Source organism: Lactobacillus sp. wkB10 (assembly GCF_000760615.1).
GTDB lineage: Bacteria > Bacillota > Bacilli > Lactobacillales > Lactobacillaceae > Lactobacillus > Lactobacillus huangpiensis.
Genome location: NZ_JRJB01000001.1, coordinates 202,288 through 216,432 on the forward strand (window position 1 = coordinate 202,288; position 14,145 = coordinate 216,432).

Sequence of the window (14,145 nt, forward strand, 5' to 3'; positions counted from 1 at the left end):
GGAGGCCAAAATGTACCAATATTTAAAAAAGCATGCATTCTTAGTTATAGTAGCCTGTTTATTACTACTAGTTAATTCAATATTGCAGGTTTTGGCTGCTACTAAAATGGCTGTGCTGGCAAACTATTTAATTGCAGGTAAAATGGAACGCTTTATTAAAATGTTGTTCATTATCTTCATGCTCTGGTTTTTAACATTTATTGTTTCCTTTTTTGAAAATTATATTCAAGAAACCGCAACGCAGGATATTCTAAGTGATATTCGCAATGATATTGTTACCAGTTTAATTAAACTTCCTCAAAATAAGTTTAAAGAAAATCCAGTTGATTATTATGAGTCTTACTTGCAAAATGATGTCAATTTAATTCAAAAAGAAGGCTTAAATACCTTTTTTCTAATTGTACGTTTTAGCGGTAATGCGATTTTTGCATTAGCAGCACTATATCTTTACAGTTATATTCTTTTTCTTGCTGCAATTATTTTAGTTTTGATAATTGTTTTAGTTCCGCGTTTTTGTAAAAAGTTTCTTACTACAGGAGTTGCTAGGATTTCTCAGGCAAATGAAAAATTTTTAAAATTTACAAGCAGCGGTTTGCACGGTTATGATACTTTATATGCCTTTAATGTTCTCAGCGAAATAAAGAAATTAGTAGCTGCTGGTTCACAATCACTAAAAGAGGCGAATGTACATAACACAGTTAGACGTTCAGCTGTTGACATTATAACTGGTGTGATTAATATAGGCAGTCAACTGCTTATTTTAGGAATTACCGGAGCCCTGCATTTTCAAGGAAAAATCAGTGCTGGGGCTAATTTGGCCACTGCCGAATTAGCTACTAAAGTGTTCGACTCAGCAGGTATTATTAACCGTTATTTTGCCCAACTTCTTTCTACATCAAGTATCTTTGCCAAGTTTAATAATTTGAAAGAAAAAAGTAAAAATAAGGTTGAGAAATTTGATAAGACAACTTTTCCAATGGAATTCAGAACTTTGGAATTTCACAATGTTTCTTTTGCATATCCTCAAGCAAAAGAAGAAATACTGCATAATTTTTCTTTTACTTTTAAAAAAGGAGATTTTTATAAGCTGAATGGTGTGTCGGGACGAGGAAAGTCGACCTTATTGAAGCTGATTACTGGTCAACTAAAGCCCAGCCGGGGAAAAATACTGCTTAATGGAGTTGATATTAATGCCATACCGCGAAGCATAATTAATTCGTTGATTGTTTATATGCCACAGGCAGTTACAATTTTTCCGCGCTCAATTGATTATAATATTTTGCTCGGTCGCAACTATAATGAAAAAACTCTCGACTTAGTAAAGAAAGATTTTAATATTAGCGATGAATGGCAATTTGATTCTCTTTCGGGTGGGCAGGAGCAGCGTGTTGCATTGGCTAGGCTGATTGATATTAAAGGTAAAATAATTTTGCTTGATGAAAGTTTTTCCAGTATTGACTTGAAAACAGCGCAAGAATTATTACAAAAATTACTTAAAAGAGTTGAAACAGTAATAGTAGTTTCACATCGAAATGAGGAAATTGCTCAATTCAATTTTAAAATTTTATCACTAGATTAGGGAGGAATTTCTAAAAATAAAAAAGTTACCAGCGAAATCAGTCTGTTTTACTGGTAACTATTTAATTAAAGTTAACATTATATTTACGGCCAATAGGTGGAAAAGTTGGCAATCTTAGCGGAGTTGTATGCCACTGAGTGAAAAGCGTAGCACATAATAAAATAAATGGAACATCTTCAGGCCGCTCAACTTCACAGATCAGGACTACTCCTTCATTTTGTATAACGGTTTTAACTGTGGCAACTTTTTTAATTCCAGAGAGAAATTTATAACTGCCCTTTTTTATGCTGCCGGTTACTATGTAATTTAACCTTGTGATATAGAAAAGATTAGCTACTTTATTGTTTAGTCTTTTAACCTTTACTAATGAGTGGTTAACAACATCAATTGTATATGAAGAAATAATTCCATTGCCGTCAGTATAAAGTCGACCAATTTCTTTACCGGTATACTTTTTTAGATAGAGGGTATGGTTAGGATTATCTAAATTGCCTTGAATAATATACTGAATTTTATTGTTTTCATTTGCCACAGGTATTTGACCATATTCCTGTTTTTGAGTTAATTCCAATAAGTAGCGCATCTAAGCACCTCTATTCTTTAGCGTTATTTTTAATAAATTTTCTTAATATGTAAGCAACTCCATTATCATTATTTGATTTAGTTTTGACCTGTGCCAACTTTTTGATTGTCGGTATTGCGTTTGCCATGGCCACGCCGGTTCCAGCGTCTTTAATCATACTGGCGTCATTTAAATTATCTCCGATAGCAGCCACCTCTTCACGTTTAAGACCTTTCTTTTTGGCATAATCAAGAAGTGCAGGTCCTTTTTGAGCTTTAATATCATTAATCTCAATGTTAGCAGCCGAACTTGAAGTAACAACGACATTTCCTAATGCATTGATTTCTTTTTTAGCTTTAGCAAAGGCAGATTGTCCGTGAGCATCAAATGCAATGATCTTCATTATTTCAATTTTATCGTTAGCTAATAATTGATCAAGATTATCAACTAAAGTCATACTTAACATTGCATCACTACCAGCAGCTGTGGCAACAGCTTTTTTAAAAGTAACACCTGGATTAAGTATCATTAATGCTCGAGCAAGATTAACTACACGTTTACTAATATCACTTGAATATATTTTATCAGTAGTTACTAATTCAAAGTATATATTATTTTCTTTAAGAATTTTTGAAATTGCGCTCGCTTTGTCATTAGGCAATTTATGTTTAACTTTTAAATTATTGTCGGCATCGTAGACTAAGGCGCCATTAATATTGATAAAGCCAGTCTTAAGGCCATATTTCTCAATGGTTCTGCGAGATTGGCGTGGTGTTCGTCCTGTTGCCACTAAAAATTCAATACCGTTTCTTTGTGCTGCACGAATTGCAGCTACATTTTCTTCTGAAATAGCCATATCGCTATTAAAAAGAGTTCCGTCTAAATCACAAGCTACTAATTTAATCAATGGTAAAATTGCTCCTCCTCCAAGTTTGATAAACATTTTGGTACTTATCATATTACTATATATGAAAAAAACCTTACTTTTAATTTTGTTGAACTTGGGTAAAAAGTAAGAAGAAATTAAAAGTACCAATTTGATTCACTTTGATAATTAATTTCATGATAACATAAAAGTTAGTGAAAGAGAGGCTGTTGAAGTAATGAAAAAGTTTATAGGTAATGACTGGGATAAAATTTTGGCTCCTGTTTTCGAAAGTGAAAAGTATCAGCAATTACATGAATTCTTAAAAAAAGAATATGCCACCAAAAAAATTTATCCAGACATGTATCATATTTTTACTGCTTTTAAATTAACTTCGTTTGCAAATACAAAAGTTGTAATATTAGGACAAGATCCATATCATAATCCTGGTCAGGCAACAGGGATGAGCTTTTCGGTTAATCCGGGGGTAAAATTGCCTCCTTCTCTGCAAAATATCTATAAGGAACTTTATGATGATGTTGGTTGCAGACCAGTTAATCATGGTTATTTAAAAAAATGGGCAGATCAAGGTGTTTTACTATTAAATGCTGTTTTAACAGTCCCTTATGGTCACGCTAACGGTCATCAGGGAAAAGGCTGGGAAGACGTTACTGATGCTGCTATTAAGGCTCTTAGTGATCGCGGTAAGGTGGTTTTTATATTATGGGGACGCTATGCTCAAAATAAAATCGTTTTAATTGACCAGAATAAAAATTTTGTGATTAAATCAGCTCATCCAAGTCCATATTCTGCGGATAGAGGATTTTTTGGATCGAGACCTTTTTCACGTTGCAATGAAGCACTGAAAAACTTTAACGAAATTCCAATTGATTGGCAATTGCCCGCAAATATAACAAAAGAAGATTTAGCATAGGTAGGAAGTAAATGAGCGTTTTTGATTTATTAAAAAATAAAGTAAAAAAAGCAGAAAAAAATATTCAAATAGTCTTTCCTGAAGCAAGTGATTCCCGCATTTTAAAAGCTGCTAGTAAATTGTCACTTGAAAAGGTTGTCACACCGGTTTTATTGGGGAACCAGGAAAAAATTATCGACTTAATTCAAAAGGAAAATTTAGATTTTGAAGATTTGAAAATAGTAAATCCCGGTAACTATGAAAATAAAAAAGTTATGATTCAGAGTTTTGTTAAAGCACGCGGAAAAGATATTCCACAGAGTGAAGTTGAAGAAACACTGAAAGACCGAAATTATTTTGGCACTATGCTGGTAGAAATGGATGAAGCTGACGGTATGGTTTCAGGAGCTGCCCATTCAACAGCTGCAACTGTCAGACCTGCTTTACAGTTAATTCATACGTCAAAGGGAATGAAACGAGTTTCTGGCAGTTTTATTATGGAAAGAAAAGACGAAAAGTATGTCTTTGCTGACTGTGCAATTAATTTGGATCCGGATAGTGAAACTTTGGCTGAGATTGCGTACCAGTCAGTTAAAACTGCCCAAATGATTGATATTGATCCTAAAGTAGCATTTCTAAGTTTTTCAACTAAAGGCTCAGCTAAGGGTGAGATGGTTACTAAAGTAAAACAGGCTGTTGAAATTTTTAAAAAGAACCATCCTGAAATTTTGGCAGATGGTGAATTGCAATTTGATGCAGCCTTTGTGCCTGATGTAGCTGCAAAAAAAGCATCTGATTCTCCTTTAAAAGGCCAGGCCAATGTTTTTATATTTCCTGAACTACAGTCTGGGAATATTTCCTATAAATTAGCTCAAAGACTAGGAAATTTCACCGCTATTGGTCCGATTTTGCAAGGACTTCGTAAGCCTGTTAATGACCTATCACGCGGAGCAAGTACTCAGGATGTGTATAATATTGCCATATTGACTGCTGCACAGGTATTACTAAGGAATGAAGAAAATGAAGCTTAATGTCAATTCAGCGCAACAAATGCAGGACTTAGGTCGGGTTATTGCTCAGACTGCCGAGGCACATGATCTATTGTTATTAAATGGTGATCTTGGAGCTGGAAAAACGACGCTAACTCAAGGAATTGGCAGAGCACTGGGAATTAAGCGACCGGTCAAAAGTCCTACGTTTACAATTGTCCGCGAATATCCTGAGGCCAGGTTGCCATTGTATCATATGGATTTTTATCGCTTGGAAGATGATGATTTATCTTCGATTGATTTGAATGCATATTTGGCTGAACCCGGTATAGTAGTGATTGAATGGCCAGAAATTGTGCAGGAACAATTGCCAGAAACTTTTCTAGAAATAACTATTAAGCGTGTTGATGATAGTTGGGATTCTACTAAGCGAATAGTTGAGTTTGATGCAAAGGGTGCAAGAAACAAACAATGGTCTAAAAGTATTTTGCAATTATTAAATTAAAAAACAGGGCTTTTATAATGTGACCCAGAATTTTTCAGATTTTAGGGTTATGTCATTAGGTCCTGTTTTTTCTATTATATTTGGTAAACCAAGTTTTTCAATGCGTCGTCGCCGTATTGCTCATCCTGAGCTATTAATATACCTGCACATGCCTCACTGTCACTTAATGCATTATGATGGTGCCAAAGTTCAACGTTAAGAGCTTTTGAAACTGTATCAAGTCTGTGATTTGGCAACTTAGGTTCAAGCAATTTACTGGTTTGTAGAGTATCAATGACAAAATAGTGTGGTTCTTGTATGTCATAACGGGCTAAACTCTGTCGCATCACATTTGTGTCAAAACGGGCATTGTGAGCAGTTACTAACATTCCTGGCTGATACAAATCTTTTATTTTGGGCCATACCTCTGCCATTGTAGGAGCATCTTTGACATCTTCAGCAGTTATATCGTGAATTTGAATATTACGTGCATCAAAAGGCATTTGGGGATTAATGACCGTATAAAATCGATCTACGATCTGGTTGTTGCGAACCATTACTAAAGCAAGTGAACAAGCACTTTCTGGATGCCGGTTGGCAGTTTCAAAATCCATCGCGATAAAATTCATTTTCTCACCTTTAAATTTTAATTTTAGTATAACATATGATGAAGCAATTAACTGAATGCGGTAAAATAGAAAAAGATTAGACAAAGGGGATTTTTGATTTGAAATTATCAGATTTAACCAAAAATGGCATAGAAATAAAGAGGCATGTTCCGCTTAGTAAATATACATTTACAAAAACTGGGGGACCTGCTGAGTTTCTTGCATTTCCACGAAATGAAAGGGAGCTAAAAAACTTAGTAATTGCCGCACATAATAACAATATTCCCTTGACTATAATAGGAAATGCTTCCAATTTAATAATTCGTGATGGTGGTATCTCAGGTATAGTCCTAATTTTAACCAAAATGAATCAAATTAAGGTTGATAAAAACAAAGTTATTGCTCAAGCGGGAGCGACTATTGTCGAAACCGCATTTACAGCTGCCCATCATAGTCTTAGTGGTTTAGAATTTGCTGCTGGGATACCTGGCAGTGTCGGAGGTGCTGTGTTCATGAATGCTGGTGCCTATGGAGGTGAAACTTGCAGCGTTATTGAAAGTGTCAGGGTAATGACGCGTTCTGGCAACTTTAAAAATTATTCTCAGTCGGAAATGAAGTTTTCCTACCGTCATTCTTTGGTTCAAGAGAATGGCGACATTGTATTAGAAGCAGTTTTTGCATTAAAAAAATCTGCAAAAACCCGCATTCTGGCGGATATGAATTATTTAAATGCTTTGCGTCAATATAAACAACCACTGGAATACCCTTCTTGTGGCAGTGTTTTCAAACGGCCAACTGGTCATTATGTTGGTCCTATGATTATTCAAGCTGGTTTACAAGGAAAACAAATTGGTGGTGCTCAAGACTCTACAAAGCATGCTGGTTTTATAGTGAATAAGGGTAATGCCACTGCAACTGACTATCTTGACCTGATTCATTTGATTCAAGAAAAAATCAAAACGAAATTTGGTCTGGATTTACACACTGAAGTTAGAATTATTGGTAAACCTAATGATTAACCCGAAAAAATTATTAAGTTTGTCTATGATAGAAGGGAGTATTTATGCAGACTAATGGAGCACACATTTTTACATGGGGAAACTTTTCAATAATTCTTGATGTTCTGATTATTTGGTTTGTGGTTTACCACCTGGTTATTTTGATCAGAGGAACCAAGGCTGTTCAGTTAGCCAAAGGAATTGTCTTGATTTTTATTGTTCGTATCCTTGCTGGCATTTTTCAGTTACACACAACGATTTGGCTTATTGATCAAATAGTTTCATGGTCAGTTGTTGGGATAATAGTAATTTTTCAGCCAGAAATTAGACGAGGTCTCGAACATTTAGGTCGCTTGCCAATTTTTGGTGGTCGAGAAGAAAGTGCCCGTACTGAATCAATTCAATTTATTAATGAACTTGATAAAGCTATTCAATATATGTCGAAAAGAAGAATAGGTGCGTTAATTACTATTCAACAAGAAACCGGCTTGGAAGACTATATTGAAACTGGGATTAAGCTTAACGCCGATGTTACGGGAGAACTGCTGATTAATATTTTTATTCCTAATACTCCCTTACATGATGGTGCAGTTATTATTAATAAGGATCATCAAATTGCAGTGGCGGCAGCTTATTTACCTTTGTCTGATAACAGTATGATTCCTAAGAGATTAGGAACTCGTCACCGTGCAGCTGTTGGTATTTCAGAGGTGACTGATGCAATTACCATAGTCGTTTCAGAAGAAACAGGTGGGGTAACGATCACACGTAATGGTCGCTTTTTAGTTGACATGACACGAGACGAATACTTAAAGTACCTTAATGCAGAACTGGTCCCAAAGAAAAATGATAATGACAAGTGGTATCAAAAAATTATACGTAAGATATGGAAATGGGGTGCCGATCGATGAAAGAGTTTTGGAAAAAATCATGGTTTATTCGGCTGGTTTCCCTTTTAATTGCTGTTTTACTGGTAATTTATGTTAATTCTACCCAAGAAGGATTTTTGTCTCAGGGACAGACGGATAAAACTAAGCAGACTGCAAATAAAACTCAAACTATTAAAGTTCCCTTACAAGTTTCTGTAGATACAGACAAATTTTATGTTGTGGGTTATCCTGAAAAAGTAAGCGTTACCCTTGAAGGATCTACTGCATTGGTTACATCAACTATAAATACCCAAAATTTTAGGGCATATATCGATCTAACGAAAAAAAGCATTGGTCAACATAATGTTAGAGTACATGTAAACGGTATTAATAAGCAAATTTCCTATTCTGTTAATCCACGCAGCGTTGAAGTTGATATTCAACGGCGAAAGTCCACAACTATGCCCGTACAAATAGAGTATAATAAGAGTGCTGTTGGACAGGGTTATCAGTTGGGACACTCCAGTGTATACCCACAACAAGTAGAGGTTACTGGAGCTCGTTCCGAGGTTGATCAGATTGATCAAATAATTGCCAAAGTTATTCTACCTAATGGAATCGATCACACTTATGAACGTCAAGTAAGTTTAATAGCTGAAGATCGTAAGGGCAGACAACTTAACGTTGTGATTGATCCAGCTACAGCCAAAGTGACAATTCCCATTACCACTTCTAAAAAAGCAGTTATAATAAAGCTGAAGCCTGAACATGAAAAAACAGATAAAGTGTATTCGCTTACTGTAAAAAATAAGTATGTTACGTTATATGGTAATGAAAAAGATTTAGCAAAAATTAAAAATTTAGAGGTTCCTGTTGATTTAGCTTCTGTTAATTCTACTACAACTAAGACTATTACTCTTGATTTACCTGATGGTATTGTTAAGTCTAATCCAACGCAAATTGCTGTAGAAGTAAAAGTAGATAATGCAAACGATTCAAAAGGAAAAAATAATTAAGATAGAGAGGTTGTTTACTAATGTTAAAATATTTTGGCACTGATGGAGTTCGTGGAGTGGCTAATCAAGACCTGTCACCAGAATTGGCGTTTAAATTGGGTCGTGACGGTGGATATGTCTTAACCAAAAATAAAGCCAAAGAAGAACAGGCTAAAGTTTTAGTCTCACGTGATACAAGAATCTCTGGCCAAATGTTGGAATATGCTTTGATATCAGGTCTTTTATCTGTTGGAATTGAAGTCTTGGAAGTCGGAGTAATAACTACCCCTGGCTTGTCATATTTAGTGCGTGCCCAAGGAGCTGATGCAGGTGTACAAATTTCTGCTTCCCACAATCCTGTCGAAGATAATGGTATTAAGTTTTTTGGTAGTGATGGCTTGAAACTGTCTGATGAAATGGAAGGCAAAATTGAACAACTAATTGATGCACCTGAGGACAAATTGCCTAGACCTTCTGCTAAAGGTCTAGGATCTGTAACTGATTTTCACGAAGGCAGCGCAAAGTATTTACAATTTATCGAAAATACAATTCCTGAAGATCTTGGCGGTATCAAAGTCGTTATTGATGGTGCTAACGGAGCTGCTAGCAGCCTAATTTCTCGTTTGTTTGCGGATTGCGGTGTTGATTTTACTACGATTGCTATTAATCCTGATGGCTTGAATATTAATGATCATGTTGGTGCCACACATACTAAAAAACTACAGGAAGAAGTGGTTAAACAGGGTGCACAACTTGGTCTCGCTTTTGATGGGGATGCAGACCGTTGTATCGCTGTCGATGAAAACGGTCATGAAGTTGATGGAGACCATATTATGTATATTCTTGGAAGCTACATGGAAGATGGTGGTCGACTAAAAAAGGACACTATTGTCACTACTGTAATGAGCAACCTTGGTTTTACGAAGGCACTACAAAGGCGTGGGATTAAAAATGTTCGTACTCAAGTTGGCGACAGGTATGTTTCAGAAGAAATGCGGGCAAATGGCTATAACTTAGGTGGGGAGCAGTCTGGTCATGTTATTATGAGTGATTATCATAATACTGGTGACGGGATGCTGACTGGCTTGCACCTAATGTTAGTAATGAAAAAAACAGGCAAAACTTTAACAGAGTTGTTAACTGATTTTAAAGAATATCCTCAATGTTTGGTAAATGTTCCGGTTAAAGATAAGAATTCTTGGAAAAATCATGAACCGATTATGAATGTAATAAAGGAAGTTGAAAGTGATATGGGAGATGAGGGAAGAGTATTAGTTCGTCCCTCAGGAACTCAGTCGCTTCTGCGTGTAATGGCTGAAGGTCCTACCCAAGAGGAAACTGATGCTTACGTCAAGAGAATAACTGACGTAGTTGAAGCGGAAATGGGCGTATAAATAAACCCCACTGTTTTTTGAGCTAAAAACAGGTAAACAATAATAAGACCCCCAAATTTACGGCAAATTTGGGGGTCTTATTCTATTTTTTTACATCTTTTTCTATATTGGCTGGCATTACATCTGCTGCTGTATTAGTTGGTTTTAAATGCTTGCCAAAGAGATATTTAGCAGTTGAAGCTTTCACAAAATTACACTCCTCAGATCTTGCTGGTGAATTTAGGACTTCATAAAATAATTCAGCTTTTTTATTAACAAGATTTGCTTTCCCATTACCTGTATTAGCAGATAATGGTATTGGAGCTATATGAACAGTATCGTAGTTAACACATAAAATATATCCATCAATGCTTCTAACATTTACAGCCTTGATATAAACACCATGACCAATATTGTAATACTACTTACCTTTAATTGTTTTATGTGGTAGGTAAAACCAGTTCATATCATAGTCGTTAAATGAAATAACGCTTGGTTATTGGATTGGATAAAGCTTTAATTTTGCCTACGTATCTTACTGAAGCACCTTTTTTAAGCAGCCCATTAGTTTTAAGATAAGAATACTTTTTCTTACCCTTTTTGTTATAAACACGAGGCTTATGATTCAAGGTTAGCTTTCCTTGCTCAGAATTTACATTTGACGTAGTAATTTGAGCTTGATCAATATTAGTTGTAGTAACTGCTAATGATGTTGTTGTCAATATTCCAGCTAATAAGTTAATAAACACTTTTTTATGAATTTTCATTATGATTACCTCTACATACTTGAATTTTAATAGTTAGCTGTTTAATTGTCTATTAAGGCTGATAATTTAACGAAAACAAAAAAGGCAACAACAAGTCTGCTTCTTTTTGAATAAAACTTAAATGTCATTTTTGCTTTTTATCTGACGACTTATGCTTGTTCAAAGGTATTTAACTGTTCTCAGTTTAAAATTTTCATCATTTATTTTTGCCCTCTTTTTGTGTTAGCAACAGTAGTTTCACGTTAAAGTATAGACCAATTATAAAAATACAGCTTGACCAATTGCTTTAAAAAAGCTAATATTCCATACGTGAGTTGAATTATTTAATTAGCCCAAAATTATATTATTGTACTAGACCAAAGGAGAAATATATGTGTGGAATTGTTGGAATTGTTGGAAAATCTGCTAGGGAAATTGTTATAAACGGATTGTCTAAGCTTGAATATCGTGGTTATGATTCAGCTGGAATTTATCTAAATAATTTAGCTGGAAAAGAATTTTTAACTAAAACAGCCGGTCGTATTCAGGATTTAAAAAATAAAATGACACCTGATGAACAAGGATTAGTTGGAATTGGGCATACTCGTTGGGCTACTCATGGCAAACCAACTGAAAATAATGCTCATCCCCAATTTGATGAAACTGAGCGCTTTTATTTGGTTCACAATGGTGTAATTGAAAACTACCAGGAATTAAAAAAGCAGTACCTTGGAGATGTTTCTTTTAAGTCTGACACCGATACTGAAGTGATAGTTCAATTAATTAGTAAGTTTGCTCGTGAAAAAAACGAAGATGCTTTTACGGCTTTAAAGCAAGCATTGCAGTTAATAAAAGGATCTTATGCCCTTTTATTGGTAGATAATCAAAATCCTGACCATATTTTTATTGCTAAAAATAAATCTCCTTTGATGCTTGGACTTGGTAATGACTTTAATGTTATTGCATCCGATGCACTATCTGTATTAGATCAAACTAAAACTTTTGTCGATTTACAGGATGGAGAAGTCGGAGATATTACTAAAAGTGGATATAAGCTTGAAACTATTGCAGGTCAAAAGGTTGATCATCAGCACTATGAGTTAAATATTGATGAAAGTGCTGCTTCTAAGGGCACTTATGAGTTTTATATGCTTAAAGAAATCTGTGAACAACCTACTGTTTTACGCCACTTAGATCAATATTATCTTGATCAAAATGGTGATCCTAAAGTAGATGCTAAAATTATCAATGCTTTATCAAAGGCAGACAGACTTTATATCTTTGCTGCTGGTACAAGTTACCATGCGGGTTTAGTTGGCAAACAACTTTTTGAAAAGTTGACTAAAATTCCAACTGAAGTTGGATTTGCATCAGAAGCAGGATATCATTTTCCTATGATGTCGAAGCACCCATTCTTTATTTTCCTATCCCAGTCCGGCGAAACTGCAGACTCACGAGTTGTGCTGCAACAAGCAATAAAAAGGAACATACCCAGTTTAACTTTAACGAATGTTCCTAACTCTACTTTGGCGCGCGAAGCTAATTATGCCATGTCGCTTGAAGCAGGACCCGAAATAGCTGTTGCCTCAACTAAGGCGTATACAGCTCAAGTTGCAGTTCAAGCTATTGTAGCTAAAGCTTTGGGCGAGAAATTAGGAAATAAAGACGCTAAGGCGTTTGACTTAAAAGAGAATTTTGCTTTGGCTGCTGAAGGAATTGAACAGGTAATTTCCAGTCAGTCAAAAATAGAGCAGCTTGCTCAGAAATATATTATACCAAGTCGCAATGCTTTTTATATCGGCAGGGGAATCGATTATCCAGTTGCTTTAGAAGCGGCATTAAAACTTAAAGAAGTTTCTTATATCCAAACTGAAGGTTTTGCGGCAGCAGAACTAAAGCACGGGACAATTTCATTGATTGAAAAGGGTACACCTGTCATTGCATTGATTAATGATCCGATTACAGCGGACCTCATGCGTGGCAATATTCAAGAAGTGATTGCTCGCGGAGCCAACGTTATTACAATAGTTCGTAAATCATTAGCTAAAACAAATGATGACCTTGTTTTGCCAGAAGTAAATTATTATTTATCTCCTCTTGTTAGTGTAGTGGCAGCACAGCTTTTTGCTTATTTTACAGCAAAAGATAAAGGTTTGGATGTGGACAAACCGCGCAACTTAGCTAAGAGCGTAACGGTAGAATAATATTTTGAATCATCTTTTTTAACAAAAATTTTTATTTAAAACAGAATAATTCTTGAAAAAGTCGTAAGTAATTACGACTTTTTGTATAATAAAGAAAATAGTGAAAATGTGCAGGAGGATATTATTTTGGCAATAAAGTTGATTGCGGTTGATCTAGATGGCACTTTGCTGACAACTACAAAGCAGATTTTACCGGAAACTGAACGGGTTCTTAAGCAGGCAGATAGTCAGGGAATTAAAATTGTTTTAGCTTCAGGAAGACCTTTATCTGGTGTAAAGGAATTTAATAAGCAATTAGGTTTGGAGGGTAAAAAACAGTATGATATTGTTTTTAATGGTGCTGTAATTCAGGATCTGGCAGGAAACATATTAATGAATGAAGAAATGAATTATCGTGACTTTACTAATATGCGAAAACTGCAAAGATTGGCACATGTTAACCTTCACTTTGAAACTCCTGAGTGTTACTGGACTTGTGATCGTAATATAGGTGTTAATCTGGCGAGGAATGCTACCTTTACAAATAATGTGCTTAAAGTACGTAAAGCTGAAGAAATAACACAAGACTTTACTTTTAATAAAGTGGGTCTTAGCGTACTTGATGATGAGCGAGAAGTTGATAAATTGTGGAATAATATTCCTCAGTGGGCTTTTGCAAAATATGATATTGTTCGTAGTTTTTCAAGCATCATTGAAATTAATATTAAAGACGCTTCCAAGGGAAATGCTGTTTTGCAATTGGCAGAAAGATTAAAAATTAAGCCGAGCCAAATTATGGTAATAGGCGATCAAGGCAATGATGTTTCCATGTTTACTAATCCTGACTTTATGAAAATTGCCATGGGTAATGCAATTGAAGAAATAAAAGATTATGCAAATTATGTGACAGAAGACAATGATCATGATGGAATTGCGAAAGCAATAAAAAAGTTCGTTCTGTAGTAAAATAAAGTTGAGTTG

General features: G+C 35.2%; 14 protein-coding genes. 10 read left to right on the plus strand and 4 right to left on the minus strand.

The window, feature by feature from the left end:
• Nucleotides 1–10: 10 nt before the first annotated feature.
• A complete protein-coding gene (locus LACWKB10_RS00970) occupies nucleotides 11–1,579 on the plus strand; it encodes an ABC transporter ATP-binding protein (RefSeq protein ID WP_034977533.1) in 1,569 nt (522 codons plus the stop codon).
• Nucleotides 1,580–1,640: 61 nt separating this feature from the next.
• On the opposite strand, the gene LACWKB10_RS00975 is transcribed toward LACWKB10_RS00970, so the two are convergent.
• Together LACWKB10_RS00975 and LACWKB10_RS00980 are read right to left on the minus strand one after the other, a co-directional pair.
• Nucleotides 1,641–2,162 carry a hypothetical protein gene (locus tag LACWKB10_RS00975; RefSeq protein WP_034977536.1) on the minus strand — a complete coding sequence of 174 codons (522 nt, stop codon included), beginning with the start codon at nucleotides 2,160–2,162 and terminating at the stop codon, nucleotides 1,641–1,643.
• Between the two features lie 10 nt (nucleotides 2,163–2,172).
• Nucleotides 2,173–3,048 carry a Cof-type HAD-IIB family hydrolase gene (locus LACWKB10_RS00980; RefSeq protein WP_034977539.1) on the minus strand — a complete coding sequence of 292 codons (876 nt, stop codon included), beginning with the start codon at nucleotides 3,046–3,048 and terminating at the stop codon, nucleotides 2,173–2,175.
• Between the two features lie 196 nt (nucleotides 3,049–3,244).
• Here LACWKB10_RS00980 and LACWKB10_RS00985 point away from each other — a divergent pair, with 196 nt between their 5' ends.
• From LACWKB10_RS00985 to tsaE, 3 genes are read left to right on the plus strand one after another with little or no spacing between them, the layout of a single operon-like run.
• Complete coding sequence (locus tag LACWKB10_RS00985) at nucleotides 3,245–3,940, plus strand: uracil-DNA glycosylase (RefSeq protein WP_034977541.1); 696 nt, start codon at nucleotides 3,245–3,247, stop codon at nucleotides 3,938–3,940.
• 11 nt (nucleotides 3,941–3,951) lie between these two features.
• The gene (gene pta / locus LACWKB10_RS00990; protein WP_034977544.1) at nucleotides 3,952–4,950 is read left to right on the plus strand and encodes a phosphate acetyltransferase; all 999 of its coding nucleotides are present in this window, start codon (nucleotides 3,952–3,954) and stop codon (nucleotides 4,948–4,950) included.
• On the plus strand, nucleotides 4,940–5,413 hold the full coding sequence (gene tsaE, locus LACWKB10_RS00995; protein WP_034977548.1) for a tRNA (adenosine(37)-N6)-threonylcarbamoyltransferase complex ATPase subunit type 1 TsaE: 474 nt from the start codon (nucleotides 4,940–4,942) through the stop codon (nucleotides 5,411–5,413). The genes pta and tsaE overlap by 11 nt, the downstream gene beginning before the upstream one ends.
• A 74-nt stretch (nucleotides 5,414–5,487) precedes the next feature.
• Here the strand turns inward: tsaE and LACWKB10_RS01000 are convergent, their stop codons facing one another.
• Complete coding sequence (locus tag LACWKB10_RS01000) at nucleotides 5,488–6,021, minus strand: 3'-5' exonuclease (protein WP_034977550.1); 534 nt, start codon at nucleotides 6,019–6,021, stop codon at nucleotides 5,488–5,490.
• Between the two features lie 98 nt (nucleotides 6,022–6,119).
• On the opposite strand from LACWKB10_RS01000, the gene murB reads away from it, so the two are divergent.
• Genes murB through glmM form a run of 4 tightly spaced genes read left to right on the plus strand, consistent with a single transcriptional unit; the run spans nucleotide 6,120 to nucleotide 10,256 of the window.
• Nucleotides 6,120–7,019, plus strand: a complete 900-nt coding sequence (gene murB, locus LACWKB10_RS01005) for a UDP-N-acetylmuramate dehydrogenase (RefSeq protein ID WP_034977552.1) — start codon at nucleotides 6,120–6,122, stop codon at nucleotides 7,017–7,019.
• 44 nt (nucleotides 7,020–7,063) lie between these two features.
• Entirely contained in the window at nucleotides 7,064–7,909 is an 846-nt protein-coding gene (gene cdaA / locus LACWKB10_RS01010; protein ID WP_034977555.1) for a diadenylate cyclase CdaA, read from the plus strand.
• Nucleotides 7,906–8,883, plus strand: coding sequence for a YbbR-like domain-containing protein (locus LACWKB10_RS01015; RefSeq protein WP_034977558.1), 978 nt, complete (start codon nucleotides 7,906–7,908; stop codon nucleotides 8,881–8,883). Before cdaA ends, LACWKB10_RS01015 begins: the two co-directional genes overlap by 4 nt.
• Nucleotides 8,884–8,903: 20 nt before the next feature.
• Nucleotides 8,904–10,256, plus strand: coding sequence for a phosphoglucosamine mutase (gene glmM / locus LACWKB10_RS01020; protein WP_034977561.1), 1,353 nt, complete (start codon nucleotides 8,904–8,906; stop codon nucleotides 10,254–10,256).
• Between the two features lie 455 nt (nucleotides 10,257–10,711).
• Here glmM and LACWKB10_RS01025 read toward each other — a convergent pair whose 3' ends face one another.
• On the minus strand, nucleotides 10,712–11,002 hold the full coding sequence (locus LACWKB10_RS01025) for a hypothetical protein (protein ID WP_034977564.1): 291 nt from the start codon (nucleotides 11,000–11,002) through the stop codon (nucleotides 10,712–10,714).
• 371 nt (nucleotides 11,003–11,373) lie between these two features.
• Between LACWKB10_RS01025 and glmS the strand changes: the two genes are divergently transcribed.
• Both glmS and LACWKB10_RS01035 read left to right on the plus strand, forming a co-directional pair.
• On the plus strand, nucleotides 11,374–13,185 hold the full coding sequence (gene glmS / locus LACWKB10_RS01030) for a glutamine--fructose-6-phosphate transaminase (isomerizing) (RefSeq protein WP_034977567.1): 1,812 nt from the start codon (nucleotides 11,374–11,376) through the stop codon (nucleotides 13,183–13,185).
• Between the two features lie 126 nt (nucleotides 13,186–13,311).
• Nucleotides 13,312–14,127, plus strand: a complete 816-nt coding sequence (locus tag LACWKB10_RS01035) for a Cof-type HAD-IIB family hydrolase (protein ID WP_034977570.1) — start codon at nucleotides 13,312–13,314, stop codon at nucleotides 14,125–14,127.
• Nucleotides 14,128–14,145 lie beyond the last annotated feature (18 nt).

Excerpts from the sequence above, each read along its gene's own strand:
- LACWKB10_RS00970 (WP_034977533.1), top strand. The coding sequence starts at position 11 with ATGTACCAATATTTAAAAAAGCATGCATTCTTAGTTATAGTAGCCTGT.
- LACWKB10_RS00975 (WP_034977536.1), bottom strand. The coding sequence starts at position 2,162 with ATGCGCTACTTATTGGAATTAACTCAAAAACAGGAATATGGTCAAATA.
- LACWKB10_RS00985 (WP_034977541.1), top strand. The coding sequence starts at position 3,245 with ATGAAAAAGTTTATAGGTAATGACTGGGATAAAATTTTGGCTCCTGTT.
- pta (WP_034977544.1), top strand. The coding sequence starts at position 3,952 with ATGAGCGTTTTTGATTTATTAAAAAATAAAGTAAAAAAAGCAGAAAAA.
- tsaE (WP_034977548.1), top strand. The coding sequence starts at position 4,940 with ATGAAGCTTAATGTCAATTCAGCGCAACAAATGCAGGACTTAGGTCGG.
- LACWKB10_RS01000 (WP_034977550.1), bottom strand. The coding sequence starts at position 6,021 with ATGAATTTTATCGCGATGGATTTTGAAACTGCCAACCGGCATCCAGAA.
- cdaA (WP_034977555.1), top strand. The coding sequence starts at position 7,064 with ATGCAGACTAATGGAGCACACATTTTTACATGGGGAAACTTTTCAATA.
- LACWKB10_RS01015 (WP_034977558.1), top strand. The coding sequence starts at position 7,906 with ATGAAAGAGTTTTGGAAAAAATCATGGTTTATTCGGCTGGTTTCCCTT.
- glmM (WP_034977561.1), top strand. The coding sequence starts at position 8,904 with ATGTTAAAATATTTTGGCACTGATGGAGTTCGTGGAGTGGCTAATCAA.
- LACWKB10_RS01025 (WP_034977564.1), bottom strand. The coding sequence starts at position 11,002 with ATGAAAATTCATAAAAAAGTGTTTATTAACTTATTAGCTGGAATATTG.
- glmS (WP_034977567.1), top strand. The coding sequence starts at position 11,374 with ATGTGTGGAATTGTTGGAATTGTTGGAAAATCTGCTAGGGAAATTGTT.